The sequence below is a fragment of the Aeromonas sp. 603404 genome, assembly GCF_049171775.1.
Classification (GTDB): domain Bacteria; phylum Pseudomonadota; class Gammaproteobacteria; order Enterobacterales; family Aeromonadaceae; genus Aeromonas; species Aeromonas veronii_A.
Genome location: NZ_JAAKPE010000013.1, coordinates 14,985 through 41,270 on the forward strand (window position 1 = coordinate 14,985; position 26,286 = coordinate 41,270).

Sequence of the window (26,286 nt, forward strand, 5' to 3'; positions counted from 1 at the left end):
TTTCATCACATCAGCACGCTCTTTTTGAACAGATCCCACACCCCGAACGAGAAGTGCTTGAAAATGTCGATGCCAAGGGCCGACTTCACCAGATAGAGCAGCAGCACCATGCCGCAGATCCCCAGCAGCAACAGCAGGGTGGTCAGCAGCACCTTGAGGTGAAAGCGAAAACCGCTTTCCCGCCCGCGATGACGGCGATCCCGTCCCATCAACACCACCAGATAGCAGCGCCAGCGACCGATGCCGAAGGCGCTGTTGACGTTGATGGCGTGCGACTTGCCATCACTCATCAGCCGCAGCGCCTGCTCGATACCGTCGCGCTGGGTTTCACTCAGGCTCTCGGCCACCTCGGGGGAGAGAGCACGGTAGAAGCGGTCGATCGCCCCCTGCGGTTTCTGCGGTAATTGGCTCATTGGTTTTCTCCTGCGGGTATGCCCAGAGCCTTGCGGTAGACCGCCATGGTCTGGCCGGCGATCCGCTGCCAGTCATACCGCTGCAGATAGTCGCTGTAATCGACCTTGCCGCGAGTCAACTGGGCGTTGAGTCGCTCTGCCAGCGCACTCACATCGCCGACCGGGAAATAGCACTCCTGTTGCAGCGCCACCGCCAGATTGGCGGGAATGTCGCTCACCACCACCGGCAGGGAGAAGGAGAGCGCCTCCAGCAGGGCTATCGGCAACCCCTCGTGATAAGAGGGCATGGCAAACAGGGCCGCCTGTGAAAAGACGCTGATCAGCGCCTCGCCATTGAGGAAACCGGTACGGATCACCCCCGGTGTTTCATCCGCTATCCGCTGCAAGTGCTCGCTGTAGGGGGTTGGGTGATCCGTATCCCCCACAAGTACCAGTGGCATCTCGGTATCGAGCTGGCGGTAGGCGGCAATGAGATCGTGCAGCCCCTTCTCTTCGACGAAGCGGCCAACCGCCACCAGATAGTTGCCTGCACTCAGCCCGAAACGGGCCAGAGTCTGGTCCCTCTTGTCCGCTGCCGGCAACGCGACCCGTTTCACCCCGTTGTAGATGAGGTGGGCATCCTGGCGATCATACTGGCGGCGGATCGCCTCGTTGATCACCTCGGAGATGACGATAACTTCGCTGGCATAGCGTACCGCCCAGCGCTCGCCAAGGCGTAACACCCACTTGGCCAGCGCCCCCCACTTCTGGCGGTCATAGTCAGGGCCGTGATGGGTAAAGACCACCCGCTTGCCGAGCAACCTCAGCAGCGGTACCACCAGCCCCGGGCCGATGGCATGGACATGCACCAGATCGCAGGCATGACGGCGGCAGTAAAAAGCTGCGAGCAGAGAGTGGAGAATTGCCTCCAGCGACTTCTTTTTGGGGGCAGGCAACGCCTTGAGTGCCACCCCTTCAAACTCGCCGCGTCGGTAATCCACATAGGGGGCGCGAGCCAGCACGGTCGCCGCCACTTCGAACTGGCGGTGCAGCTCCGGGTAGAGGAACTGACAATGGGTTTCGACACCGCCCAGTACATGGGGGATCCCCCGGGTACCGAGCACGGTCACACTAATCTGCTTCATGATCTTCTCGAATGATTCTGGCGGGATTGCCAGCAACAACGGCGCGAGCCGGGACGGAACGAGTAACGACGGCGCTGGCACCGACACAGGCATGATCACCAATGGCGATGGCCCCGATAACGATGGCGCCGGTGCCGAACTCGACCCCGTCCCCCACGGTGGGCGAGAGAAGCTGGCCGCTCTGACGATCTGGCTTGTTGCCCAGGGTGCAGTTGTGGCGCAGAGTGCAGTCACGCCCCATCTGCACGCCGTCACCGATGACGATATTCTGCGGGTGATAGAGGCGTAGGCCCCAACCCAGCCGGGCTCTTGGCGAGATATCGAGGCCGCACAGCAGCTTGAATCCCTTGAGCAGCAACAAGCAGGGCAGCCTCATAAAGCGGCCTCCCTGTGCCAGCCGGTAGCAGAGCAGGAACAGGCGCGCCGTCTTGCTCGGATTGAGCGCCAGTTCGGCTTTCAACTCGCGCCAGAAACTCATCTCTGTTTCTCCTCCAGCAACGACTGGTAGAGCGCCAGCAGGGCTTGCTGGTGGCTGGCGAGGGAGTAACTGTCGATCAGCCGCTGACGGGCCGAACGCCCCATGGCCGCCGTCTGCTCCGGCTCGGCCACCAGCCTGTCCATGCAGCGGGCCAGCTCGTCGGCATTACCCGCCTCGAACAGCAAGCCATCGAGACCGTCGCGGATCTGCTCCGGAATCCCGCCAATTCGAGCCCCGATCACCGGTTTGCCATAGGCCATCGCCTCCAGTACCGACATGGAGCAGTTCTCGTACCACTCGGACGGCACCACCACGGCCTTGGCGTGGCGCAGCAGATCGAGCAACTCTTCCCCCTGCTTGAACCCCAGCAGTTCGGCATTGGGATAATGCTGCCCGAGGTGCGCCAGCAGCGGGCCACCGCCCACAATCTTGAGGCCCGCCGGCAGCGTCATGCGTTGATGGGCACGGGCAAGCGTATCGACCCCTTTCTCGGCCATCAGGCGGCCGAGGAACAGAAAGTACCCCCGATCCTCTCCGCTTTCGCGGCTCGACTCGACATCTATGCCATTGAGGATCACCTCGATGCGGGAAGCTGGCAGCCGGGTGCGAAGCATCCCGGCCATGAAGGCGCTCGGCGCTACCAATGCATCGACCTGCTCATAGTTGCGGCGCCACTGCTGCCAGGCCGCCTCGGCAGAGAGCAGCAGGCTCTTGCCCCACGACCCCTCCTGCCACTGATGGCGAAACAGCTTGAGCCAGGAACCCTCGATCCGGGTCAGATCGAACGGCTCGCCATCGACCAGCATGCTGTAGTTGGGACAGGCCACCTTGTAGTCATGCGCCGTCAGCACCGTCTTGCAGCCCAGGGATTTGGCCACCCGGATGATCGCCGGGGTGAGCTGGTGGTAGATGTTGTGAAAGTGAACAATATCGGGCCGCTCGGCACGGATAAGCTCCGCCAGCCGATCACAGGCCTCCTGATTGTGGATGAAGCGAGCGGCGATCTTCAGCCGATCGAAGAGCCCGTGCCGCTGGTGATAATCGACGTTGGCCGGAAAGTAGCCGCTCTGGGGCGAGGGGAGGTTATCCGGATGCTGCATGGCAAAGTCGATCACCTGATGACCCGCCTGACGCACCATCTCCCGTTCCTGAAAAAGGACGGTCTCGGCACCTCCCTTCATGAAAAAGAACTTGTTGGCAAAGAGCACCTTCACGGCAATGACTCCTGGATCAGACGATGGGCGGGCGCCTCGCGCGGGGAGCGCTGGGGCAACAGCAGGCCGCGCACCAGCCCGGCTGCATAGATGGAGAGGTTCATGACACTGCGCAGGGCATCTTGCAGGGAGCGGTTTTTCAACCACTTGAGAGCGATGAAGCTCCCCAGCGGTGCCAGCGCCAGCAGCGGCAACCAGGACGGCAGCCCGGCTGCGAAAAGCAGTACGCAGAACAGGAGTGCCAGCAGGTAGAGCCCGAACAGCAGCTCGGAGCGGATCACCGACAGCACCTCGCGAAAATAGGGCTGCCCCCACGCCGAGCGCACCAGCTCGCCGCTGGCAAACAGATACCCCATGCGCCAGCGGTAACGGATCAGGGCAAGGGAGTCCATGGTGTGGGAGGTGTGAAAGAAGAAGGGAACATCGAGCCGCTCCAGCCGATAGCCCGCCTGACGCAACCGGATACCCAGCTCCGCCTCTTCGTAACCATGCAGGTTGCGATTGGTGAGATAGCCGATCTGCTCGATGGCGCTGCGTCGAAACAGACCGCCACCACACAGCCAGCGCGACTCGCCCAGCGGATAGATCTGGTTGATGCGCTGCTTGCGCGACTTGAACTCATAGCTGTGGGCATCATCCATCTCGGCCCGCCCGGCCACGCCACCGCACTCGGGATGGGAGTGCATGTGCGCAATGGCGGCTGGCACAAACTCCGGCTCCAGCTTCATGTCGCCATCGAGCAGCAGCAGGAATTCCCCTTCGCTGAAGAGGTAGCCAAGCTGTGGCCCCACACCACAACAGCGATCGGCCGGGTTGGTCAGGCTGACGACAGTCACTCCCAGCTGGCAGGCGATCGCCTGGGTGCGGTCGGTCGAGAGACTGTCCGCCACGATAATCTGGTGGGAGTAGTCGGCCAGAGCGATCCTGATGCTGGCTATGGTGTCGGCAATCCCTGCCTCCTCGTTGTAGGTCTTGATGATGACGGAGATAAGGGGGGATAGAGTCATGACACCTCACAGGAACGGGTGGCCTGCCGAACCGAAGAACGGATCACCAGGGCGGCACCCAGCACGAAATAGAAGAGAAACTGCTGCACCGGGATCAGCATCAGCAGCTGGCTGTAAGGCAAGCTCAGCAGGCAGGCGATCCCGAACGCGATGAAAGCGGGTTGATAGCTGAGCAGACGCACATCTGCCGCACTCAGCAGCTGGCGATCCAGCAACGGTCGGGGACGGCAGCACCAGAGCAGCAGAACGATCAGCGCGATGAAGATCAGGGTGCCCATCAGTCCCACCTCCCATAGCAACACGCTGAGGGATGTGGAGTCGAGCAACACGTTGAACAGGGGGTTGAGAAAACCGGGCAGGGTGCTGCCATGGTTGGTGGTGTTGAGGCCATAACCAAACAGCAGATTGCTGAGACCGTGGTGATCACCGTTGCTGGCCCAGAAAAAGAGCGTCGTCACCCGCCCCAGCTCGCCGGTTTCCGGGTTGATGTGGTTGGGATCGAAGATATAGCCGAGGGAGTCGATAAACAGCTCAATGGCCCCCTGTTGCCCGGCCCCCTCGAATGCGGATGAGTAGGAGGCAGCCAGCACCAGAACGGCCACTGCCACCAGCGCCGTCATCGCCAGCGCAATCAGCAGCAGACGCTTGAGGTCATAGCTCTTCATCCCCCTGACATAGCTGGGTGAGAGCCAGACCCAGGCCAGCAGCAAGGGGGACAACAGAATGACGAACTTCACCTCGGCCAGCACACAGATGGCAAAGGCGGCAAGAATGTGAAAAGCGACCGAACGACGCGAAATGAGGCCGTGGCGAAACTCGGAGAGCTTGATCAGCATCACCAGCAGGCAGAAGAAGCCGAGTGCACCGGTATTGCCGCCACCCATGGGATCCCCCCCGAAAGTACCGACCACCGAGTCCCACTTCTCAAACTCGCCGCGCATTGCCACCCGCTTCGGCACCACCACCAGCACCTGAAACAGCACCACCGGGATCTGCAGGTAGAAGACCCACTCCACCAGCTTCATGATGCGGTAAATCTGTGACTCGCGGCAAAAGCCGAGCAACAGGCAGGGAAGCAGCAGAGAGAGCGCCAGCTCGTTCTTGAAACCGATGATAGTCACCATGCCCCCCTGCTGAAGCAGGGTGCCCAGCAGCGCCAGCACCAGCAAGCCGCAGTAGAGCAGCAGCAGCACCTTCTCCTGATAGTCGAGCCGCAACGGGCTGTAACGCGTCTGCAGCGGCAGCAACATCAAGGTGGCAATGGCCAGCAGGAAGGGCAGCCAGAGGAAGGCTGTAATGCCGGTGACGTACTGGGCCAGGCCGCAGATCACCAGCGACAGCAGCAGATTGGCCTGCATGATGAGGGCACTGTTCACGAGGGCAGCTCCATCCGCCCCTGCAACTCGGCAGCCCGGCGGTTGACCCGCAAAAAGACGAAGCCGTAGCGCACCGCAGTCAGCAGAGAGAAGGCCAGCACGCAGAGCTCGTACTCCTGCTGCAACCAGGGCAACAGCACGAAGGCAATCACCACGACCAGCAGCTGCTCAAGCTGGATCTGCAAAAAGTAGCGGGGCGAGCCGAACACCAGCTCGATTACGGTCAGCGGGCAGATGGCCACCGCAGTAAAGACATAGGGCAACATGTAGCGGGAGGTATCGATGGAGGCGATCCACTCCGCATTGAAGAACCACTTCATCACCAGCGGATAGCAGATGAGGATCCCGAGGGTGGCCGCACTGCCCATCGCCAGCAGCAGCCGCTTCACCTTGCGAAACTCCTCCCCGTTGAAACGGCGCTGGCGAAAATCCTCCGACCATCGCGAGAAGATGGAGTGGCGGATGGCGTTGCCAACAATCACCACGGGCGCCAGACAGAAGCGGTTGACCACGGCAAAGTAGCCCGCCACCAGAGGGGAAAACCAGAAGTTGATCAACACGGTCGGCAGATTGGCCGTCACCATCGCCAGCACCTCGGCACTGCCGACACCAGCCAGATGCGCTTTATGGCGGGAGAAGAAGTGCTGCAAGCGGCGCGGGGCAGCCTCCCTCAGCATGGCACTGTGCCAGGTAAAGGCAGACCACAACCAGCCCCCGATCACCACCAGCAGCAGACAGGCCCATAACTGATAGAAGTGCGCCATGTCAGGGGCCAACAGCAGACAGAGCAGCACCACGGCGGAGGCCGAGATACGCTGCAGACCGAGCCGCTGGTAGTGGCCGGCCCGCAGAGCCAGATTCTCGGCGATGAGGATCAACCCGTGGGTCACGGTCAGCAGGTAGAGCGGCCAGAGCGGCAGCGAGAAAAAGCAGACCACCACCAGCACATAGGGGATGGGGAGCAGCCAGACCTGCAACAGGGAAAAGATCAGGTTGCCGGGCAGCTCGGCCTCCTCCAGCTTGGGCAACAGCAGTTGCGAGGCAAAGGTGGCAAGCTGGGCACCGATCAGCACCAGACTGTAGCTGAGGGCATAGAGCCCGACCGCAACCATGTCGAACTTGTGCGACAGTGACCAGACCGAGAACGCCCCGATCAGCTGGGATAGCACGGAAGCACCACCTATGGTGGTGATGCTGCGCAGCAGTTTCATAGCGCGCCCCGGGTGGGTGCACCACAGAATCTCAGGTTCTCCGCCCCTTCCAGATCCCGCTCGGCGACCTGGGTCAGCACAGTCCCCAGTACCGCCACTCTGGCATCCCGCAGCTGTACCAGCACGCTCAGCACCCGGCTGGCCGGCAGTTGGCCGGACTGGATCACATGAATGGCACCATCCAGCGGCTGCCCCAGCAGCAGGGCATCCTTGCCGACCTCCAGCGCAGGGGTGTCCACTATGATGCGGTCAAACTGCCCGGCCAGAGTTGCCAGTAGTTCGCTCCAGCGTGGCGAGCCAAGCAGTGCCAGCGGGGAGGAGACCGGCTGGCCAGCCGGCAGCAGGGTCAATCCCTCTTTTGGCACCAGACAGGCAGCCAAATCGGCTTCGCCTGAGAGCAGCTCGGCCAACCCCGATCTGGCTGCCTGCCCCAGCAACTGGCGACCGAGGGCGCCCCGGCGCAGATCCCCATCCACCAGCAGCACCCGCTCATGGCGGGCAAAGCTGGCGGCGCAAAGTGCCGCCAACGTCGACTTGCCCTCACCAGCACGGGTCGAGGTGATCATGATGCGCTGCAGCTGACCCGGCTCCAGCCGCATAATGGCGTAGAGATCGTCGGCACTGGCCCCCACTCTGGGATTGACCGCCCCCACCCGCAGCAGAGCACTCTGATCCTGCAGGGCCGCCAGCCGCGGGATTTCACCAAGCACCCGACCACTGAGCTGGGAGACCAGCTGGCTCAGACGATCCAGGGTATTGCGCAGCGCTCCGGCAGTGATGACTACCAGCACGGCAACCATGCCCGCCATTATCACCACCATCAGCAGAAACAGCATCTTGTTTGGTTTGGCAGGCAGCAAGGGCACCGATGCCGCGTCGTAGAGGATGGCATTCGACTCGTGCAGCTGAGCGTTCAGGCGGGTCTCTTCCTGACGGCGGAACAGCTCGTTATAGAGCTGACGGGTCTTGTCGATATTGTTCTTCAGATTGTTGTACTCATCCTTCTTGACCGCCAGCGAGGAGAACTCCCGCTTCTTCTCGTCAAGCTGGGCGAGATACTCCTGCTCCTTGCGCTGGCTGCTCTGGTAGCGATCCTCGATACCGTCGGCAATCTCCCGCATCAGCTGGTTTGACTGGGTATTGAGCGCCTTGATGCGCGCTTCGGCCTGCAGAATACGGTCATGCTTGGGGCCATAACGCTTGGCCAGCTCGGAGAGCTCCTGCTGGGCCTTGATGAGGGCGATGCGCAGATCCTGCATCTGGGGGTGGTTGGAGACCTCGGGCAGGGAAGCCAGCGCCGCCGGATTGCGGCCGTACTCCTGAATGGACTGGAATTCGGCCTGCGCCGCCAGCCGCCGCTCGCGTGCATCCGCGTACTTGTTGGTGATGATACCGAGCTCTTCGGTTTGCAGACCATCTACGCCGCGAAACGTCAGCAGATCATTGCGGGCAAGAAAATCGCCGAGCTGCTTCTCCTGCTTCTCCAGACTGGCCTTTATCTCCACCAGCCGGCTCTGGTTCCAGTGCGATGCCGTGGTGTTGGCATCGACCCGCTCCTCCACATTGAGATCGATGTAAGTCTGGGCCACCTCATTGGCGACGCTGGCGGCCAGCTCGGGAGAGCGGGATTCGAACCCTATGCTGACCAGCTGGGTATCGCGCACCGGCGAGACGGTCAGGTGTCTGGCCAGATACTCCAGCGCATGCTGGTGGCGTGAGGAGGCATCCTCCTGATGTGCGGCACTCCAGAGCCCCTTGATGCGGCTCAGCCAGCTGTCGGGATTGGGCTGCCCGTTGAATTCCGGCAACTCGGCCAAACCCAGATGAGTAACCACCTTCTCGGCTACCCGGCGTGACTTGAGCAGCTCGAACTGGGTGTTGTAGTACTCGCGGCGGCTGGTATCGACCCGGTAGACGGGCTCGATAGGGGAAGCGCTGTTGGCATCTGCCTTCAGCAGCAGGGTCGCACTGGATTGATAATAGGGCGGCATGCTGAGGATAAAGGGGGCTGCCGCCAGGGTCACCACGGCGGCAAACAATACCACCTTCCACCAGTTTGCCTTGAGCACCCGCCAGGGGCCGCTGAAATCGAGGCGACTCTCTAGCGCACGGCCATTTTCAACCAACAATGAAGTCATGAAGAGCGTCCTGGATCAGAAGAAACTTTGTTCGATGGTGATGATGTCGCCGGGATTGAGCTGCCGTTGCAGGCTCACCTCTTCCAGCAACTGATCGCTGCCATTGAGGCGCAGGCTGATATCCCGTCTGGCGGCGCGATCGGTGAAACCACCCGCCAACGTGACGGCCTTCTCCACCGTCAGGCCGGGCTGGTATTCGTAGCCCCCCGGGTGAGCCACCTCGCCAGCAACAAACACCTGTCGGAAAGTGGTCACGTTGACCGTCACCATGGGATCGAGCAGCACGCCGTGCTTGAGCCCTCTGGTCAGCAGCTCGGCCACCTCAGCGGTGGTATGGCCCATCAGCAGCACCTGACCCAGATAGGGGTAATTGACATGACCACTGGTATCGACCTTGAACTTCATCGACAGATCCGGCTCGCCATACACCCGGATTTCGACCTCGTCCCCCGGTGCCAGCCGGTAGGCGGAATCGTTGCCTTGCGGGCTCTGGCCAGCCCAGACCGACAGGCTGAACAACCAGCCAAGCAGAAGCACCATTACGCTTTTGTTCATGTTAAATGGCTACCTTGAGTGAAAGAGAAAGCTGTTGTTTGTCGTAACCGAGGGCACGGCCATAGCAATTGCCGCCGATGTCGATGGGCTGCCCGGCAAAGCTGGAACCGGAGTCGGCCTGCTGGTAGTGGAGCCCCAGATTGACGGAGGGACGAATGTCGTAGCTGATGCCCATGCCCCAGCGATGGATATCGTCCTGACGGTGGCGGTTGTCGTTACCACAGACCACCGACTGGTGATAATCATCCCGGATATCGTGATAAGAGAGCGTGGTCGCCACTCCGGGTGACCAGTGGTGCTGCCACTTGGCGCCATATAGCTGGCTGCCGACATAGCCGCCGTCACCACCCGGATCACGAATGGTCCGGCTGGAGAGCAGCGCGAGCTTGCTGTAATCGAGCGGTTGCCACTCCAGACGCAGATCCCAGTTCAGCCCTTTGAAACTCTCTGCCTGTGGATCATTGACGAAACGCTTGTAGATCCCGCCGATATTGGCATCGATCCGGGTCTTGCCGGTCAGCTGGCTCATCACCCCTGTGATAAGGAAGAATTCGTCGGAATCCTTGCGCGGATTGGCCGGATAGCGTCGCAGATTGGTCTGCAGGGTGTAACGAAAACGGCTGACATGGCTCACCTGATCGAACAGCTCGACAATGGCGGTGTTCTCCTGCCACTCCTGCTCGGCCATATAGCGTTCAAAGTCATGCTGGTAGAGGTGCCTGTCGAGATAACCCAGATCCTTGTGGGAGAGCGCCAGCTCCAGCTTGCCTCTGGCATCGGGAGCGCCATAACTGTAGCGGCCACCCACTTCGCTGCGTTTGAAGCGCAACGGCTCGGCAATGTTGAACCAGCCGAAAGTGGCATCACCGCCAGCCTTCTCATCCCCCTGCAACATAAAGCCTTCGGTCAGCCCCTCGCCACGCGCCTCATGGCCCAGCCGATACTGGTACATCAGCTTGAAGGCGTTGCGCAGGGAGAAGCGCCAGCTGCCGTCAAACTGGAACTGGTGATCGGCATAGCCATCCCCATGGCTGCTGCCATAGCGACGATAGTCACCCAGATAGCTGAACTGATAGCGATCCAGGCCGCGTTTGCCCACCATGCGAAATTCCGGGGTGATTCCGATGAAATCGGAGCCAATCGCCTGACCACTGTCACGCAGCCACAGCAGGTTGCTGTCGTGACCATAACGACTCTCCATCTCGGTCTGGACCTCCAGACCCAGCAGCCCCTGATGGGATAAGGGAGTGACCTCGGCACGGACTGAAAGAGAGGGGGAGAGCAGCAGTCCGGCGCAAACGAGGCTAGTAAGCTGACGCACCGACAAACCCCTTGAATACAGTCAGGAAAATGACTTTGAAATCCAGTCCGAGCGACCAGTACTGGATGTACTTGAGATCGAACTTGACCCGCATCTCCATCTTGTCGAGGGTGTCGGTTTCACCACGAAATCCATTTATCTGGGCCAGCCCGGTAATCCCCGGTTTGACCTTGTGGCGCAGCATGTACCGCTCCACCAGTGAGCGGTACTGCTCGTTGTGCGCCACGGCATGGGGACGTGGCCCCACGATCGACATGGAGCCCTGAATCACATTGAAAAACTGCGGCAGCTCATCCAGCGAGGTACGACGCAAAAACGCACCGAATGGCGTCACTCTGGGATCGCCTCTGGTTGCCTGAGTCACCACGGCATCATTCTCCATGACGCGCATGGAGCGGAATTTCCAGACCTGGATCCGTTTCCCCCCCAGGCCGTAGCGATCCTGCTTGAAGAGCACGGGTCCAGGGGAAGAGAGACGCACCCCGAGAGCCACCAGCGCCATAACCGGAGAGATGAGCAGCAGGATGAGTGAACCCAACACCAGATCTTCAATGCGTTTGAGCAGGGCGGCGCCCCCTTCGAACGGGGAATCGAAAAAGCTGAAGGTATAGATATCGCCCACCCGATCGATGTGGGATACGGTCAGGCCGTACTCGTAGAAATCGGGAACCAGATAGGTATTAACCGTGGTGTCGGAGAGTTCGTAGAGGTAGTGATTGATACGCTCCCGGGCGGTCAGGGGCAGCGCCAGATAGATTTCGTCGACCAGCCCTTTGCGTGCCAGCTCGAGCAGCTCATCGACATCACCCAACAGAGGACTGCGAGTCGGGTAACCGAAGCGCTCTTCGCTACGGGCATCGAAAAATCCGAGCATCTGAATATCGTGACGCGGGCTCTCCCACAGGGATTTTTCCAGCGCCAGTCCGGCCGGAGTCACGCCAATGATGGCCACACGCCGACAGCAGGAGGCATCGCTGAACCAGAGGGTCACCAGTCGGTACAACACCCGATAGCCGGTGGAAATGAGGCAGGCCATGGCAAGCCAGAGCACCGCCAGCTCCAGCGGGAAGGGGTGGTAGGGTTTAAAGATGGGAACCAGATAGACCAGCAGGTAGAGCAGGGTAGCAGTTACCAACCAGGAGAAGATGAGGCGCAGCAGAGACTGCGCCAGATGTTTACGAACCCGGCTGCAATAGAGCCCGGTATTCTGGGAGACCAGAAAGAAGACCACCATGCCCAGCGTGACCAGGGACATCTCGTCCAACCCATGAAACAAGCCAAAGTGCCGTGCGAGCAGCACCATTGAGACTGAAATTCCCACCAGATCGACAAAGCGGGAAAACAGACTGTGGCTCGCGTCTGCGAGCTTGATGATTCGCTTGTTCATGGGTCGCCTTCATACTGATATCACTTATCAGTTTTCTTGACCGGACGAGCCCAGTTCTTGATGTGACGCTGGGGTACCCGGGTAATCACGAGTTCATTTTCACCCACGTCCTTGGTAATAGTAGAGCCGGCTCCCAGGGTGGCCCCCTTGCCGATGCGAACAGGCGCTACCAGTTGGGTATCAGAACCGACGAACACATCGTCCTCGATGATGGTCTGGAATTTGTTGACCCCGTCGTAGTTGCAGGTGATGGTACCGGCACCGATATTCACCCCGGCTCCTATCTCGGCATCACCCAGATAGGTCAGATGACCGCACTTGGAACCAACCCCCAGACGGGCCTTCTTCATCTCGACGAAGTTGCCAACGTGCGCATCCTGCTCCAGAACCGCCCCCGGACGCAAGCGGGTAAACGGACCCACTGAGCACTGATCTGCCACCTGTGCACCCTCGATAACCGAGTAGGGTTTCACCTCGGAGTGATCGCCAATGACACAATCTTTCAGTACGCAACCGGCTCCGATACGAACGTGATTGCCGAGAGTCACCTTGCCCTCAATGATGACGTTTGCATCAATAACAACCTCTTCACCAATTTCCAAAACCCCACGCAAATCAAAGCGTGCGGGGTCGATCATGGTTGCACCTGCAATCATCAGTTTCTCGGCCTGCATCTGCTGATAGCTGCGCTCAAGCTGAGCCAATTGCACCCGATTGTTGGCCCCTTCCACCTCGGCGGCACGCTCCGGATGAACGGCGGCAATCGGGCAATTATCGCCGTGAGCCATGGCGATCACATCGGTCAGATAGAACTCGCCCTGGGCGTTTTTGTTGTCGAGACGAGACAACCATTGACGCAACTGGCCCCCATTGGCCACCAGCACGCCGGTGTTCACTTCACGAATGACCAGCTGTTCGGCATTGGCATCCTTCTGCTCGACGATACCGACTACCTGACCATTTTCACGGACGATGCGGCCATAGCCGGTGGGGTTGTCCAGCACCACGGTCAGCAGTGCCATCCCGTTTTCAGCCTTGGCGGCGAGCAAGCGCTGCAGGGTCTCGGGCTGGATCAGCGGGGTATCGCCGTAGAGCACCAGCACATCGTCTTCATCCTTCCAGAACGGGATGGCCTGGGCGACGGCATGACCAGTTCCCAGCTGCTGAGCTTGCAGCACCCAGTTCACATCGGCCGCCACGATCCGCTCTTTCAGCAGCTCGGCACCGTGGCCATAGACCAGATGCAGCTGCTCGGCACCGACCTGACGAGCGGTATCGATCACATGGGAAACCATGGGTTTGTTGGCTACCGGGTGCAGTACCTTGGGCAGGGAAGAGCGCATACGGGTACCTTTACCCGCAGCCAGGATCACGACGTTGAGGGACATAAATTGGCCTTTGGAACATGAAAAATACTCGGCGGAGTCTATCCAACGGGTAAAAAAAAAGCGACCCGAAGGTCGCTTTTTGCATCACCGTTATTAGCGGTAATTCTTTTTGACGATATCGATGACTCGCAGTTGAGCCATCGCCTTGGCCAGCTCGGTGGCGGCCTGGGCGTAGTCGATATCACCATGGGAGCTGTGGATCCGCTCTTCGGCTGCGCGCTTGGCTTCCTGGGCTTTCGCCTCATCCAAGTCGTCAGCACGAATCGCGGTGTCCGCCAGCACGGTCACGGATTCAGGTTGTACTTCCAGCATACCGCCGGAGATGTACAGCACCTCTTCAGTTCCGTTCTGCTTCACCAAGCGGACCAGGCCCGGCTTGATGGCAGTCAGCAACGGAGCATGACCGTGGCGGAGACCCAACTCACCTTCGGAGCCTGATACCTGAGCGGATTGCACGCGACCGGAAAACAGTTTTCCTTCGGCGCTCACCACGTCCAGGTGAAAGGAGATCATCTCTGCCATGGGCCCTCCTGTCGAGGCTTACAGTTTCTTGGATTTCTCGACGACTTCGTCGATACCGCCAACCATGTAGAACGCCTGCTCGGGCAGATCGTCATACTCGCCTTTCAGGATGCCCTGGAAACCACGGATGGTCTCTTTCAGCGGCACGTATTTACCCGGAGAACCGGTAAACACTTCTGCAACGAAGAACGGCTGGGACAGGAAACGCTCGATCTTACGGGCACGGGCTACGGTCAGTTTGTCTTCTTCTGACAGTTCATCCATACCCAGGATGGCGATGATGTCCTTCAGCTCTTTGTAGCGCTGCAGTACGGTCTGAACGCCACGAGCGGTCTCGTAGTGCTCCTTGCCAACCACCAGCGGATCCAGCTGACGAGAGGTAGAGTCCAGCGGGTCAACGGCCGGGTAGATACCCAGTGCCGCGATCTGACGGGACAGTACGACGGTCGCATCCAGGTGGGCGAAGGTGGTCGCCGGAGACGGGTCAGTCAAGTCATCCGCAGGAACGTAAACTGCCTGTACGGAGGTGATGGAACCGGTCTTGGTGGAGGTGATACGTTCTTGCAGAACACCCATCTCCTCGGCCAGGGTCGGCTGGTAACCTACTGCGGAAGGCATACGGCCCAGCAGTGCGGATACTTCTGTACCGGCCAGGGTGTAACGGTAGATGTTGTCCACGAAGAACAGCACGTCACGACCTTCGTCACGGAACTTCTCGGCCATGGTCAGGCCGGTCAGCGCTACACGCAGACGGTTTCCGGGCGGCTCGTTCATCTGACCGTAAACCAGAGATACTTTGTCCAGTACGTTGGACTCCATCATCTCGTGGTAGAAGTCGTTACCCTCACGGGTACGCTCACCTACACCGGCGAACACGGAGTAACCACTGTGTTCGATCGCGATGTTACGGATCAGCTCCATCATGTTTACGGTTTTGCCTACACCGGCACCACCGAACAGACCAACCTTACCACCCTTGGCGAACGGACATACCAGGTCGATAACCTTGATGCCGGTCTCCAGCAGCTCGGTGCTGTTGGACTGATCTTCGTAGCTGGGGGCTTCACGGTGGATTGACCAGCTCTCTTCTTCACCGATCGGGCCTTTCTCGTCGATTGGCTCGCCCAGTACGTTCATGATCCGACCCAGTGTCGCAGTACCGACCGGAACCTGGATGGATTTACCGCTATTCATTACTTCCAACCCACGACGCAGACCGTCGGAGGAACCCATGGTGATGCAACGAACGACGCCGCCACCGATCTGTTGCTGAACTTCCAGCACCAGACCCTGGCCTTGACCTTCGCTAACGACCTTCAGTGCATCGTACACCTGGGGCACGGCATTCTGCGGGAACTCGATGTCCACTACAGCGCCGATGATTTGGACGATGAAACCGTTACTCATGTCAAATCCTCTAAACCTTTGATAACCCTTGCCTTACACCGCAGCAGCACCGGATACGATCTCTGTCAGCTCCTGGGTAATACTGGCCTGACGGGCCTTGTTGTATACCAGTTGCAGATCGTTAATCAGGTTACCGGCGTTGTCAGTCGCGGCTTGCATGGCAACCATTCGGGCTGCCTGTTCACTGGCCAAGTTTTCCACTACACCCTGGTAGACCTGAGATTCGACATAGCGAACCAGCAGGGTATCCAGCAGCTTCTTGGGATCCGGCTCATAGAGGTAATCCCAGTGGTGTTTCTTGGCGAGCTTGCTGTCTTCAGTTACGGGCAAAGGCAGCAGTTGATCGACCCGTGGTTGCTGCACCATGGTGTTGACGAACTTGTTGTACACCAGATACAGCTTGTCAATCTCACCGTTGTCGTAAGCCTTCAGCATGACCTTGACTGAACCAATCAGGTCATTGACGCTCGGGTTATCGCCCAGTCCTGCGACATGAGCTTTCACCTTGGCGCCGTGCCGTTCAAAGAAGTTGGAGGCTTTGTTGCCGATCAGAGCCAGGTCAACCTTGGCACCTTTCGCGCTCCATTGCTTCATATCATTGAGGGCAGCCTTGAACAGGTTGATGTTCAGACCACCACACAGGCCACGGTCGGTGGAGACGACGATGTAACCCACTCGCTTGACCTCACGTTCGATGAGGTAGGGGTGCTTGTATTCCAGGTTCCCCTGAGCGATATGGCCGATCACCTTGCGCATGGTTTCAGCGTACGGACGGCTGGCAGACATGCGATCCTGCGCACGGCGCATCTTGCTTGCTGCCACCATTTCCATAGCGCTGGTGATCTTTTGAGTGTTTTTAACACTCCCGATCTTGTTACGTATCTCTTTTGCGCCGGCCATCTCTTCTCTCCATCAGGTGGCAGCTTGCGCTGCCACACTCGCTTACCAGGTCTGGGTTGCCTTGAAGTCATCCAGCAACGCAGTCAGCTTGCCAACGATCGCGTCGTTGTAGTCAGCCTTGGCATTGATTTCAGCCATCAGCTCAGCATGCTGGGTATCGGCGAAAGAGAGCAGAGCGGCTTCGAAGTCGAGGATCTTGCTCAACTCGACATCAGAGAGATAGCCTTTTTCCGCGGCGAACAGCACCAGAGACTGGTGAGCCACGCTCATCGGAGAGTACTGCTTCTGTTTCATCAGCTCGGTCACTTTCTGACCGTGGTCCAGCTGCTTGCGAGTTGCATCGTCCAGGTCGGAAGAGAACTGGGCAAAGGCAGCAAGTTCGCGATACTGGGCCAGCGCGGTACGGATACCACCGGACAGCTTCTTGACGATCTTGGTCTGGGCGGCACCACCCACACGGGATACGGAGATACCCGGATCAACCGCAGGACGAATACCGGCGTTGAAAGACTGGGAAGTCAGGAAGATCTGACCATCGGTGATGGAGATCACGTTGGTCGGAACGAACGCGGATACGTCGCCCGCCTGGGTTTCGATGATCGGCAGCGCGGTCAGAGAACCGGTTTTGCCCTTCACTTCACCCTTGGTGAACTTCTCTACGTACTCGTCGTTGACGCGAGCTGCACGCTCCAGCAGACGGGAGTGCAGATAGAATACGTCGCCCGGGAATGCTTCACGTCCTGGCGGACGGCGCAGCAGCAGGGAGATCTGACGATATGCAACGGCCTGCTTGGACAGGTCATCATAAATGATCAGGGCATCTTCACCGCGGTCACGGAAGTACTCACCCATGGAGCAACCTGAATACGGAGCCAGGTATTGCAGGGCAGCCGCTTCGGAAGCAGAGGCAACCACTACTATGGTGTTGGCCAGAGCACCGTGCTCTTCCAGCTTGCGCACCACGTTGGCGATGGTGGAGGCCTTCTGGCCAATCGCAACGTAGACACACTTAATGCCGGAGTCTTTCTGGTTGATGATGGTGTCGATCGCAATGGCAGTTTTACCTACCTGGCGGTCACCGATGATCAGCTCACGCTGGCCACGACCGATAGGGATCATGGAGTCGATGGCTTTCAGACCGGTCTGGACAGGCTGGTCAACAGACTTACGCTCGATAACGCCCGGGGCAATCACTTCTACCGGAGAGAAGCCATCGTGCTCGACCGGACCTTTACCGTCGATAGGCTGACCCAGGGTGTTGACCACCCGGCCCAGCAGACCACGACCGACCGGCACTTCCAGAATGCGGCCAGTACCTTTTACTTTCATCCCTTCGGCCAGATCGGCATAGGGACCCATCACTACGGCACCAACGGAGTCACGCTCCAGGTTCAATGCCAGAGCGTAGCGGTTGCCCGGCAGCTCGATCATCTCACCCTGCATGGCATCGGCCAGGCCGTGAATACGAATGATACCGTCGCTCACGGAGACGATGGTACCTTCGTTACGCGCTTCGCTCTTTACATCAAACTGCGCAATGCGCTGCTTGATCAGCTCGGCGATTTCAGTGGAATTCAGTTGCATGCTCTAATACCCCAATCAAGATTGCAGCGCGTCAGCCATGCGATCCAGCTTGCCGCGGACAGTTCCGTCGATAACCAGATCACCGGCCTTGATGAGCACCCCGGCCATCAAGGACGCGTCGATGCTGCAATTCAGCTTCACTTTGCGCGCGAGACGTTGTTCCAGAGAAGCCTGAATATTGGCTTTCTGCTGGTCGGTCAGTGCAATCGCCGAAATCACGTCAGCCTGAACTTCTTTGTCCAGTTCAGACTTGAACACCACAAATTCGGCAACGACCGCCGGCAGCACACCCAAGCGACCATTCTCTGCCATTACCCGGATCAGGTTCTGGCCATGCTCGTCGAGTTGCTCCCCGCAGATGCTGACAAACAGTTTTGCCAGCTCGTCGGCAGCCACAGAGCCGTTAACCAGGGAGTGGATGGTCTCGTTCTTCACTACTTCCGCAGCGAAGCTGAGCATCCCCAGCCACTGATCAACCGCCTTGTGCTCAACGGCAAACTCGAAAGCAGCCTTGGCGTAGGGGCGAGCGATTGTAGTCAGTTCAGACATAGCCCCGTTCCCGTTACAGTTCAGCTACCAGTTTGTCGACGATGTCGCTGTTGGCAGCCTGGTCGATTTGGCGCGCCAGGATCTTCTCTGCACCCGCAATGGCAAGAGCAGCAACCTGCTTGCGCAGTTCCTCTTTGGCACGATGACGTTCAGCTTCAATCTCGGCACGGCCTTGAGCCAGGATTTTTTCCCGCTCAGCCTGAGCACCGACAGTTGCCTCATCAATGATCTGGGCCTTGCGTTTGTTGGCCTGTTCAATGATTTCAGCAGCCTGCAGCTTGGCTTCTTTCAGCTGATCGACGGCGTTGGCCTTGGCCAAATCCAGATCTTTCTTGGCTCGTTCGGCAGAAGAGAGACCGTCAGCAATAGCTTTCTGACGGGCTTCGATGGCAGCCATCAGCGGCGGCCATACATACTTCATGCAAAACACAACGAAGAAGAAAAAAGCAATTGCTTGGCCGAGGAGGGTGGCGTTGATATTCACAGCCGATGTCCTCTTTAGTTAGTTAATGGGTTATGCCTGGAGATGTCGTAACGACTTAGCCAGCAACCGCAAACATCACATACAGACCCAGACCAACGGCGATCATCGGGATCGCATCCACCAGACCCATTACGATGAAGAACTGGGTACGCAGAACAGGGATCAGATCAGGTTGACGAGCAGCACCTTCCAGGAACTTGCCACCCAGAATACCGATACCGATGGAAGCGCCGATAGCAGCCAGACCCATCATCATTGCAGCAGCGATGTACAGCAGGTCCATGTTCAAGTTTTCCATGAGGATCTCCATTTATTTAGATGTAATTGATTGTATAAAAAGGATTATTTGAGTCGCATCAACCATGGTCTTCCTGTGCCATCGACAGATAGACGATGGTCAGAACCATGAAGATGAATGCCTGCAAAGTGATGATCAGGATGTGGAAAATTGCCCAAGGCACGGACAGGATCCACTGTGACCACCAGGGTAGCAAACCCGCAATCAGGATAAAGATCAGTTCGCCAGCATACATGTTGCCGAACAGTCGAAGACCCAGAGAGACCGGTTTGGATACCAGCGTAACAGTTTCCAGGATGAGGTTAACCGGGATGGCCGCCGGGTGGTTGAAAGGCTGAAGCGTCAGCTCCTTCACAAACCCGCCGATACCCTTGACCTTGATGCTGTAATACAGGATCAAGAAGAACACGCCCAAAGCCATGGACATGGTGATGTTAACGTCAGCAGAGGGAACCACACGCAGATAGGGAATACCCATCAATTGTGCAGCGTGAGGGATAAAGTCAACGGGGATCAGATCCATCAGGTTCATCAGGAAGATCCAGACAAACACAGTCAACCCCAAAGGTGCGATGACCTTGTTGCGACCATGAAAGATGTCTTTGACGTTACCATTCACAAACTCGACCAGCATCTCCACAAAGCACTGCAGCTTACCCGGCACCCCGCTGGTAGCGTTAACGGCTACTTTGCGGAACAGCAGGATAAACAGGGCGCCTAGCACGACGGAGAATACCATTGAGTCGATATTCACCGTCCAGAACCCGGACCCGACTTGAAGGTGGGTCAGGTGGTGGGAGATATATCCCTGAGGAGTCAGGACTTCTCCGGTTGCAGACATGAGTTTTCCTAATAGTGGTTGTTAAGCGTGAATGAGACTATCCACTGTACAACGAGGGCGAGGATATAAGTGGCGAAAAACGAGACGGTAACGACCTCGACTTTCGCACCAAACAACAGAGCAAACAGACCTGCTGTCGAAACGAGCTTAATCCCAGCCCCACCATAAAAGTCCCGCAAAACCAGGCCCACACTCTCGGTTGTCACCTTGCGGCGCAGCACCCAGACAGTAAACAAGGCTTGAGGAACCCAGTACATCCCCCCTCCGTAAAGGGCGGAATAACCGGCGCTGGCACTAATCTGATAAAACCAGACAGCACTCATCGCCAGGATCAGGATGAGCTGACAAACGAGCATAACCCAGGCTAGCGTAAAACCTTCCAAGGCTATTTTCTGCTTCACCAACCTACCCCTGAACATTACAGAACTGTAAAAAATCGGGATCCGAAGACCCCATGTTAACAGCTCTTAAAGCCGGTCAAATTATACCCTTGAGGGCCGCTATTGCAATATGACAAAAATCCTTAATTTTTGCGGCTTTCCGCGGCAAATCAAGGTTATGGCCATATCAAAAGGAATGGATGTTTTATTACTACAAAAAGCGTAAGAATCACGATTCTGACACGCCAAAATAGCCCAATATACGGTCCAAATCGGATAAATTCTCGTAACTTATTACTAACTTTCCGCTATCCCGCTTGCCAGGCTGAAGTTGCACCTGATTGCCAATTTTTTCTGCCAGTTGGCGCTCCAGGTAGCCGATCTGCGGATCACGGGCCGGTTCGACCCTGGCTTTTGCCGGTTCAAGCGCTTTTTGCACCAGCTTCTCGGTATCGCGTACAGTCAGCCCTTTCTGGGCAACCAGCTTGGCCAGTTCGGACTGAGCCTGACCGCTCAGGGCCAGCAGGGCTCGGGCATGACCCATGTCGAGGTCGCCATGCTCGACGAAACGCTTCACGTCGTCGTTGAGCTGGTTGAGACGCAGCAGGTTGGTCACCGTGGTGCGGGACTTGCCCACCGCCTCGGCCACCTGCTGGTGGGTGAGTTCGAATTCGGTCAGTAGTCTTTGTAAAGCGACCGCCTCTTCGATGGCATTGAGGTCTTCCCGCTGGATGTTCTCAATCAGCGCGATGGCAACGGCAGCCTCGTCGGGTACATCCTTGACGATGCAGGGCACCACCTCGAGCCGCGCCAGCTGGGACGCGCGCCAGCGCCGCTCACCGGCGATGATTTCGAAGGATTGTTCGCCGAGAGGGCGTACCACGATGGGCTGGATCACCCCCTGGGCGCGGATGGAGTTGGCAAGCTCTTCCAGTGCATCCTGGGACATGTCCTTGCGGGGCTGGTACTTGCCGGACTGCAACCACTCCACCGGCAGCTTGCGCAGCTCGCCCTGATTGGTGGGGGCCATGGCCTCTTCAGTACGTTGATCGCTCATCACCTGTTTCTGGCGGGCAGCCGTGCTGGTACTGAGCAGGGCATCCAGCCCCTTGCCCAGTCCACGTTTTTTCGGAGTCATATGCTCTCTCGGTCTGCGATGGTCGCCTGACGTTCCTGCTCCTGGCGGCGCAGGATCTCGCCAGCCAGTGCCAGGTAGGCCTTGGCGCCCACCGATGATTTGTCATAGTGCATGGCCGGGGCACCGAAACTCGGGGCCTCAGCCAGTCTAACATTGCGGGGAATGATGGTGCGGTAGACCTTGTCGCCAAAGTGCTGTTTTAGCTGATCGGACACATCATTGGCCAGCCGGTTGCGGTGATCGTACATGGTACGCAGCACACCTTCGATCTTGAGATCGGGATTGACCACGGCGGCCAGCTTGCTGATGGTGTCGACCAGGGCGGTGAGCCCTTCCAGCGCATAGTATTCGCACTGCATGGGCACCAGCACGGAGTCGGCGGCGGCCATGGCATTCACGGTCAGCATGTTGAGGGAAGGTGGGCAGTCGATGAAGACGTAGTCGTACTTGTCCCGCACCGAGGCCAGCGCATTGCGCAGACGGATCTCGCGGGCGAAAAACTCCATCAGGCGGATTTCGGCTGCGGTCACGTCGGCGTTGGCGGCGATCAGGTGATAACCACCGGAAGTTTCGGGTATGATCACCTCGCTGATGGGAGCATCTTCGATCAGCAGCTCATAGGCGGTGCGCTCGACTTCGTACTTGTCGACGCCGCTGCCCATGGTGGCATTGCCCTGCGGATCCAGATCGATCACCAGCACCTTGCGCCGGGTGGCGGCCATGGAGGCGGCCAGGTTCACACAGGTGGTGGTTTTACCCACTCCACCCTTCTGGTTGGCTATGGCAATGACTTTTCCCACACTATCCCCTAAATGAAACTGCGACCCTATTCGGGCTGGATATGTTTGAATTCCAGCAGATGACGTTCGCCTTCCAGCTCCGGCACCCGCAGCTCATGACAGGCTACCAGACGGATATTGGCAGGCAACTGGGCCAGCTCCTCTGCGGGATATTGTCCCTTGAGCGCGAGGAAGCTGCCCTGTTCTGACGGCAGGTGGTGACACCAGCTCAGCATGTCCTCTAGCGAAGCGAACGCTCTGCTGAGTACACCATCAAACCCGACTTCGGGTTGATACTCTTCCACCCGGGATTTGATCGGCGTCACATTGGTCAACCCCAGCTCCAGAATGACCTGGCGGATGAAGTTGATCCGTTTGCCCAGACTGTCTAGCAGAACGAACTGCTTGTCCGGATTGATGATCGCCAGCGGCAATCCCGGCAGGCCGGGACCGGTCCCCACGTCGATGAAGCGCTCACCGTGCAAGTGGGGGCTTACCACCAGGCTATCGAGGATATGCTTGACCAGCATGGCGTCCGGATCTCGCACCGAGGTGAGATTGTAAGCCTTGTTCCACTTGTGCAGCAACTCGACCAACTGCACCAGTTGGCTCTTTTGGGTATCGGTGATAACAATTTCGGCCTGCTTGAGCAGGCCGTTCAATCTTTCCAACATGGGATTCCTCAGGCGGTTTTACGCAGCAGGCCGTGTTTTTTCAGGTGAACCAGCAGGATGGAGATGGCCGCCGGGGTGATGCCGGAGATGCGGGAAGCCTGACCAATGGTCTGCGGCTTGGCATCGTTCAGCTTGGCTTTCACCTCGTTGGAGAGGCCGTTCACCTCGCGATAGTCCAGATCCAGCGGCAGCAAGGTGTTCTCGTTGCGCAGCTGCTTTTCCACTTCATCGTGCTGACGCTCGATGTAACCGGCGTACTTGATCTGGATCTCAACCTGTTCGGCCGCGGCAGGATCGGTCACGGAGGGGCCAACCCCTTCGATGGCCATCAGCGCATCATAGGTCACCTCTGGGCGACGCAACAGCTCTTCCAGACTCTGCTCGCGGGTCAGCGGGGTATTGACCAGAGCGTTGACTGCCTCCAGTGACGGATGTTGCGGGTGGATCCAGGTTGAACGCATGCGCTGACGCTCCAGCTCGACCTGTTCCATCTTGGCGTTGAATTTGCTCCAGCGCTCGTCATCCACCAGACCCAGTTCGCGACCGATGGCAGTCAGGCGGATATCGGCGTTGTCTTCCCGCAGCAGCAGGCGATATTCGGCGCGGCTGGTGAACATGCGGTAAGGCTCGCGGGTCCCCAGAGTGGAGAGATCGTCCATCATCACGCCCATGTAGGCCTGATCCCGACGCGGGTTCCAGGGATCCTTGTCCTGGGCACGCAGCGCGGCGTTCAGACCGGCCATCAGGCCTTGTGCCGCCGCCTCTTCGTAACCGGTCGTACCGTTGATCTGGCCAGCGAAGAACAGGTTTGGAATGCACTTGCTCTCCATGTTGGCCTTGAGATCCCGCGGATCGAAGAAATCATATTCGATGGCATAGCCGGGGCGGGTGATGTGGGCGTTCTCGAAGCCGCGCACAGAACGGACGATCTGCACCTGCACGTCAAACGGCAGGCTGGTGGATATCCCGTTCGGATAGAGTTCGTGGGTGGTCAGGCCTTCCGGTTCGACGAAGATCTGGTGAGCCGTCTTGTCGGCGAAACGGGTGATCTTGTCTTCGATCGACGGGCAGTAGCGCGGGCCGATCCCCTCGATCACCCCGGCGTACATGGGGCTGCGATCCAGGTTATTGCGGATCACCTCGTGGGTACGCTCGTTGGTGTGGGTGACGTAGCAGGGCACTTGACGGGGATGCTGGCTGGCATTGCCGATAAACGAGAAGACGGGGCGCGGATCGTCACCGTGCTGCTCCTGCATTACGGAGAAATCGACGCTGCGGGCATCGATGCGCGGCGGCGTACCCGTCTTGAGACGATCGATGCGCAGCGGCAGTTCACGCAGGCGCTGGGCCAAGGCGATCGAGGGAGGATCCCCGGCACGGCCGCCCTTGTAGTTTTCCATCCCGATGTGGATCAAACCGTTCAGGAAGGTACCGACCGTCAGCACCACTGTCTTGCCGCTGATGCGGATCCCGCTCTGGGTGACCACACCGGCAACACGATCCCCGTCCATGATCAGATCGTCACAGGCTTGCTGGAAGATCTTCAGGTTCGGGTAGTTCTCCAGCATCTGGCGAACGACGGCCTTGTAGAGCAGGCGATCCGCCTGGGCACGAGTGGCTCGCACTGCCGGGCCCTTGGAGGAGTTGAGGGTGCGGAACTGGATCCCGCCAAGATCGATGGCACGCGCCATGATCCCGCCGAGTGCGTCAACTTCCTTGACCAGGTGTCCCTTGCCGATCCCGCCGATCGCCGGATTACAGGACATGTGTCCCAGCGTATCGATATTGTGGGTCAGCAACAGGGTGTTCATGCCCATACGGGCTGCCGCTGTTGCTGCTTCGGTTCCGGCATGACCGCCACCGACGACGATCACATCAAATTGTTCATGGTATTGCATTGGGATCACCTTGATCTGCACGCCTGAAGATCTTTATTTGCCTGGGCTAAAGGGCGGAACATTCTATCTGTTTCGCGTCCTGAGGGGAACGTCTACTTAACGTTCAGTATGAAGGGAGGATCCACTAATTAGATCTTAAGGATCTTTAGATCGATCTTTTACTGGATCTCTTATTAGGATCCGCCCTTTCTGTTGATAAGCACTTTTTGATCATAAAGATCATTAATTTAAGGACGATCCTAGCTTGTGGAAAAGCTTGGATCCTGGCCCGGTGAACGAGGGGATAACCAGGACTTTTATACACAGATGTCTGTCGGTCTGGATCTAATACATGGATAACTATAGGTTTTACAGAGCTTTACACCGTAGTTATGCACATTACCCCTGGGCGTTGTGGGTAACCTTGTAGAACAACCCCCCCGGATCAATCTGTTAATAACATGGTGGATAGTCGATCTGGGGATAAGTGGGGAGATCAAGCTTTTTTTCAGGATCTCCCGCACGCCGATCAGGCGATCATCGTCATCCAGTCGCGGATCCACACTTCTGCGGCATCTTCGGGGATCTCGTGTTGGGTCACATCGATGTCGAGTCGCTCGCCAATCCGGCTGGCTCCGCACTCGGCCAGCAGGCGATCCAGCGTCTTGCCGCCCTGGCAAAAGGTGTCATAACTGCTGTCACCAAGGGCGATCACGCCATATTTCAATGAATTAAGATCCGGATGCTGCTCGGCAAGCTCCTTGGCGAAGGGTTGCAGGTTGTCGGGCACATCCCCGGCACCATGGGTGGAAGTGACCACCAGCAGGATGGATCCCGCATCATCCAGTACCTCTGCCAGCTTGGCCGGGTTGTGGATCCGGGTCTGGTGGCCAGCCTGTTCCAGCAGGTTGGCGACGTGGTCTGCGACATATTCGGCGGCGCCCAGCATGGAGCCGACGACGAGATTGAGTTTGGCCATGGAATGGATCCTGATTTCAGACAAAGAAACGGAAAGCCGGATTCTACCGCCAAAGGGTGTGGATAAATATGGATAAAGCTTGGGGATAATGGATCCAGTCAGATAATGCCACCGGATCCATCCTGCCGATCTTTTTTCTGCTTCTTTATATTCCTCCCCATTTTCTTCTCCGCTCATAGCTCTCCTGATGGCTCCCACCTCCCGCGAAATCCTGCCAACGATGCAGTCAGATAACAATGTAGATGCAAATGATTAGCAATTA

26 protein-coding genes are annotated in these 26,286 nt (G+C 58.2%); all 26 read right to left on the reverse strand.

Going from position 1 to position 26,286, the window contains the following annotated elements; translation table 11 throughout:
- Positions 1 to 5: 5 nt before the first annotated feature.
- Entirely contained in the window at positions 6 to 413 is a 408-nt protein-coding gene (locus tag G5306_RS15920; RefSeq protein ID WP_033115229.1) for a hypothetical protein, read from the reverse strand.
- A complete protein-coding gene (locus G5306_RS15925) occupies positions 410 to 1,537 on the reverse strand; it encodes a glycosyltransferase family 4 protein (RefSeq protein ID WP_270657126.1) in 1,128 nt (375 codons plus the stop codon). Before G5306_RS15925 ends, G5306_RS15920 begins: the two co-directional genes overlap by 4 nt.
- Positions 1,524 to 2,015, reverse strand: a complete 492-nt coding sequence (locus tag G5306_RS15930) for a serine acetyltransferase (RefSeq protein ID WP_421231439.1) — start codon at positions 2,013 to 2,015, stop codon at positions 1,524 to 1,526. The genes G5306_RS15925 and G5306_RS15930 overlap by 14 nt, the downstream gene beginning before the upstream one ends.
- On the reverse strand, positions 2,012 to 3,229 hold the full coding sequence (locus tag G5306_RS15935; protein ID WP_263085059.1) for a glycosyltransferase family 4 protein: 1,218 nt from the start codon (positions 3,227 to 3,229) through the stop codon (positions 2,012 to 2,014). Before G5306_RS15935 ends, G5306_RS15930 begins: the two co-directional genes overlap by 4 nt.
- Complete coding sequence (locus G5306_RS15940; RefSeq protein ID WP_421313140.1) at positions 3,226 to 4,236, reverse strand: glycosyltransferase family 2 protein; 1,011 nt, start codon at positions 4,234 to 4,236, stop codon at positions 3,226 to 3,228. Before G5306_RS15940 ends, G5306_RS15935 begins: the two co-directional genes overlap by 4 nt.
- On the reverse strand, positions 4,233 to 5,612 hold the full coding sequence (locus G5306_RS15945; RefSeq protein ID WP_421313142.1) for a capsular biosynthesis protein: 1,380 nt from the start codon (positions 5,610 to 5,612) through the stop codon (positions 4,233 to 4,235). The genes G5306_RS15940 and G5306_RS15945 overlap by 4 nt, the downstream gene beginning before the upstream one ends.
- Positions 5,609 to 6,823: a lipopolysaccharide biosynthesis protein gene (locus G5306_RS15950; RefSeq protein ID WP_421258388.1), complete on the reverse strand. Its 1,215-nt coding sequence runs from the start codon at positions 6,821 to 6,823 to the stop codon at positions 5,609 to 5,611. Before G5306_RS15950 ends, G5306_RS15945 begins: the two co-directional genes overlap by 4 nt.
- Complete coding sequence (locus tag G5306_RS15955) at positions 6,820 to 8,961, reverse strand: GumC family protein (protein WP_421313144.1); 2,142 nt, start codon at positions 8,959 to 8,961, stop codon at positions 6,820 to 6,822. The genes G5306_RS15950 and G5306_RS15955 overlap by 4 nt, the downstream gene beginning before the upstream one ends.
- 15 nt (positions 8,962 to 8,976) lie before the next feature.
- On the reverse strand, positions 8,977 to 9,516 hold the full coding sequence (locus G5306_RS15960; protein ID WP_421313145.1) for a polysaccharide biosynthesis/export family protein: 540 nt from the start codon (positions 9,514 to 9,516) through the stop codon (positions 8,977 to 8,979).
- 1 nt (position 9,517) lies between these two features.
- Positions 9,518 to 10,837, reverse strand: a complete 1,320-nt coding sequence (locus tag G5306_RS15965) for an outer membrane beta-barrel protein (protein WP_421313147.1) — start codon at positions 10,835 to 10,837, stop codon at positions 9,518 to 9,520.
- Positions 10,821 to 12,224: an undecaprenyl-phosphate glucose phosphotransferase gene (locus tag G5306_RS15970; protein ID WP_216952480.1), complete on the reverse strand. Its 1,404-nt coding sequence runs from the start codon at positions 12,222 to 12,224 to the stop codon at positions 10,821 to 10,823. The genes G5306_RS15965 and G5306_RS15970 overlap by 17 nt, the downstream gene beginning before the upstream one ends.
- A gap of 20 nt (positions 12,225 to 12,244) precedes the next feature.
- On the reverse strand, positions 12,245 to 13,612 hold the full coding sequence (gene glmU, locus G5306_RS15975) for a bifunctional UDP-N-acetylglucosamine diphosphorylase/glucosamine-1-phosphate N-acetyltransferase GlmU (RefSeq protein ID WP_421255580.1): 1,368 nt from the start codon (positions 13,610 to 13,612) through the stop codon (positions 12,245 to 12,247).
- A gap of 93 nt (positions 13,613 to 13,705) precedes the next feature.
- Positions 13,706 to 14,134: a F0F1 ATP synthase subunit epsilon gene (locus G5306_RS15980; protein WP_005339345.1), complete on the reverse strand. Its 429-nt coding sequence runs from the start codon at positions 14,132 to 14,134 to the stop codon at positions 13,706 to 13,708.
- Between the two features lie 18 nt (positions 14,135 to 14,152).
- A complete protein-coding gene (gene atpD / locus G5306_RS15985) occupies positions 14,153 to 15,541 on the reverse strand; it encodes a F0F1 ATP synthase subunit beta (RefSeq protein WP_026455856.1) in 1,389 nt (462 codons plus the stop codon).
- Positions 15,542 to 15,574: 33 nt separating this feature from the next.
- Positions 15,575 to 16,441: a F0F1 ATP synthase subunit gamma gene (gene atpG, locus G5306_RS15990; protein WP_041210471.1), complete on the reverse strand. Its 867-nt coding sequence runs from the start codon at positions 16,439 to 16,441 to the stop codon at positions 15,575 to 15,577.
- Between the two features lie 42 nt (positions 16,442 to 16,483).
- Positions 16,484 to 18,025 (reverse strand): F0F1 ATP synthase subunit alpha, encoded by a 1,542-nt coding sequence (gene atpA / locus G5306_RS15995; RefSeq protein ID WP_216952485.1) that lies wholly within the window; start codon positions 18,023 to 18,025, stop codon positions 16,484 to 16,486.
- Positions 18,026 to 18,040: 15 nt separating this feature from the next.
- Positions 18,041 to 18,574 (reverse strand): F0F1 ATP synthase subunit delta, encoded by a 534-nt coding sequence (atpH, locus tag G5306_RS16000; RefSeq protein WP_204480539.1) that lies wholly within the window; start codon positions 18,572 to 18,574, stop codon positions 18,041 to 18,043.
- A 13-nt stretch (positions 18,575 to 18,587) separates the two neighbouring features.
- Positions 18,588 to 19,058, reverse strand: a complete 471-nt coding sequence (gene atpF / locus G5306_RS16005) for a F0F1 ATP synthase subunit B (RefSeq protein WP_204480536.1) — start codon at positions 19,056 to 19,058, stop codon at positions 18,588 to 18,590.
- Between the two features lie 55 nt (positions 19,059 to 19,113).
- Positions 19,114 to 19,356 (reverse strand): F0F1 ATP synthase subunit C, encoded by a 243-nt coding sequence (gene atpE, locus G5306_RS16010; protein WP_005307205.1) that lies wholly within the window; start codon positions 19,354 to 19,356, stop codon positions 19,114 to 19,116.
- A gap of 58 nt (positions 19,357 to 19,414) precedes the next feature.
- Positions 19,415 to 20,197 (reverse strand): F0F1 ATP synthase subunit A, encoded by a 783-nt coding sequence (gene atpB / locus G5306_RS16015; RefSeq protein WP_216952488.1) that lies wholly within the window; start codon positions 20,195 to 20,197, stop codon positions 19,415 to 19,417.
- Positions 20,198 to 20,205: 8 nt separating this feature from the next.
- Entirely contained in the window at positions 20,206 to 20,616 is a 411-nt protein-coding gene (locus tag G5306_RS16020) for an ATP synthase subunit I (protein WP_216952492.1), read from the reverse strand.
- A gap of 190 nt (positions 20,617 to 20,806) precedes the next feature.
- Positions 20,807 to 21,715: a ParB/RepB/Spo0J family partition protein gene (locus tag G5306_RS16025; RefSeq protein ID WP_005342343.1), complete on the reverse strand. Its 909-nt coding sequence runs from the start codon at positions 21,713 to 21,715 to the stop codon at positions 20,807 to 20,809.
- Positions 21,712 to 22,515, reverse strand: a complete 804-nt coding sequence (locus tag G5306_RS16030) for a ParA family protein (protein WP_216952494.1) — start codon at positions 22,513 to 22,515, stop codon at positions 21,712 to 21,714. The genes G5306_RS16025 and G5306_RS16030 overlap by 4 nt, the downstream gene beginning before the upstream one ends.
- A 26-nt stretch (positions 22,516 to 22,541) precedes the next feature.
- Complete coding sequence (gene rsmG / locus G5306_RS16035; RefSeq protein WP_216952496.1) at positions 22,542 to 23,168, reverse strand: 16S rRNA (guanine(527)-N(7))-methyltransferase RsmG; 627 nt, start codon at positions 23,166 to 23,168, stop codon at positions 22,542 to 22,544.
- 8 nt (positions 23,169 to 23,176) lie between these two features.
- Complete coding sequence (gene mnmG, locus G5306_RS16040) at positions 23,177 to 25,066, reverse strand: tRNA uridine-5-carboxymethylaminomethyl(34) synthesis enzyme MnmG (protein WP_100654726.1); 1,890 nt, start codon at positions 25,064 to 25,066, stop codon at positions 23,177 to 23,179.
- Between the two features lie 508 nt (positions 25,067 to 25,574).
- Positions 25,575 to 26,024, reverse strand: coding sequence for an FMN-binding protein MioC (mioC, locus tag G5306_RS16045; protein ID WP_335838293.1), 450 nt, complete (start codon positions 26,022 to 26,024; stop codon positions 25,575 to 25,577).
- Between the last annotated feature and the right edge of the window lie 262 nt (positions 26,025 to 26,286).

Coding starts and splice junctions, on each gene's coding strand:
- G5306_RS15920 (WP_033115229.1), bottom strand. CDS start 413: ATGAGCCAATTACCGCAGAAACCGCAGGGGGCGATCGACCGCTTCTAC.
- G5306_RS15925 (WP_270657126.1), bottom strand. CDS start 1,537: ATGAAGCAGATTAGTGTGACCGTGCTCGGTACCCGGGGGATCCCCCAT.
- G5306_RS15930 (WP_421231439.1), bottom strand. CDS start 2,015: ATGAGTTTCTGGCGCGAGTTGAAAGCCGAACTGGCGCTCAATCCGAGC.
- G5306_RS15940 (WP_421313140.1), bottom strand. CDS start 4,236: ATGACTCTATCCCCCCTTATCTCCGTCATCATCAAGACCTACAACGAG.
- G5306_RS15950 (WP_421258388.1), bottom strand. CDS start 6,823: ATGAAACTGCTGCGCAGCATCACCACCATAGGTGGTGCTTCCGTGCTA.
- G5306_RS15955 (WP_421313144.1), bottom strand. CDS start 8,961: ATGACTTCATTGTTGGTTGAAAATGGCCGTGCGCTAGAGAGTCGCCTC.
- G5306_RS15960 (WP_421313145.1), bottom strand. CDS start 9,516: ATGAACAAAAGCGTAATGGTGCTTCTGCTTGGCTGGTTGTTCAGCCTG.
- G5306_RS15970 (WP_216952480.1), bottom strand. CDS start 12,224: ATGAACAAGCGAATCATCAAGCTCGCAGACGCGAGCCACAGTCTGTTT.
- glmU (WP_421255580.1), bottom strand. CDS start 13,612: ATGTCCCTCAACGTCGTGATCCTGGCTGCGGGTAAAGGTACCCGTATG.
- G5306_RS15980 (WP_005339345.1), bottom strand. CDS start 14,134: ATGGCAGAGATGATCTCCTTTCACCTGGACGTGGTGAGCGCCGAAGGA.
- atpD (WP_026455856.1), bottom strand. CDS start 15,541: ATGAGTAACGGTTTCATCGTCCAAATCATCGGCGCTGTAGTGGACATC.
- atpG (WP_041210471.1), bottom strand. CDS start 16,441: ATGGCCGGCGCAAAAGAGATACGTAACAAGATCGGGAGTGTTAAAAAC.
- atpA (WP_216952485.1), bottom strand. CDS start 18,025: ATGCAACTGAATTCCACTGAAATCGCCGAGCTGATCAAGCAGCGCATT.
- atpH (WP_204480539.1), bottom strand. CDS start 18,574: ATGTCTGAACTGACTACAATCGCTCGCCCCTACGCCAAGGCTGCTTTC.
- atpE (WP_005307205.1), bottom strand. CDS start 19,356: ATGGAAAACTTGAACATGGACCTGCTGTACATCGCTGCTGCAATGATG.
- atpB (WP_216952488.1), bottom strand. CDS start 20,197: ATGTCTGCAACCGGAGAAGTCCTGACTCCTCAGGGATATATCTCCCAC.
- G5306_RS16020 (WP_216952492.1), bottom strand. CDS start 20,616: ATGTTCAGGGGTAGGTTGGTGAAGCAGAAAATAGCCTTGGAAGGTTTT.
- G5306_RS16025 (WP_005342343.1), bottom strand. CDS start 21,715: ATGACTCCGAAAAAACGTGGACTGGGCAAGGGGCTGGATGCCCTGCTC.
- rsmG (WP_216952496.1), bottom strand. CDS start 23,168: ATGTTGGAAAGATTGAACGGCCTGCTCAAGCAGGCCGAAATTGTTATC.
- mnmG (WP_100654726.1), bottom strand. CDS start 25,066: ATGCAATACCATGAACAATTTGATGTGATCGTCGTCGGTGGCGGTCAT.
- mioC (WP_335838293.1), bottom strand. CDS start 26,024: ATGGCCAAACTCAATCTCGTCGTCGGCTCCATGCTGGGCGCCGCCGAA.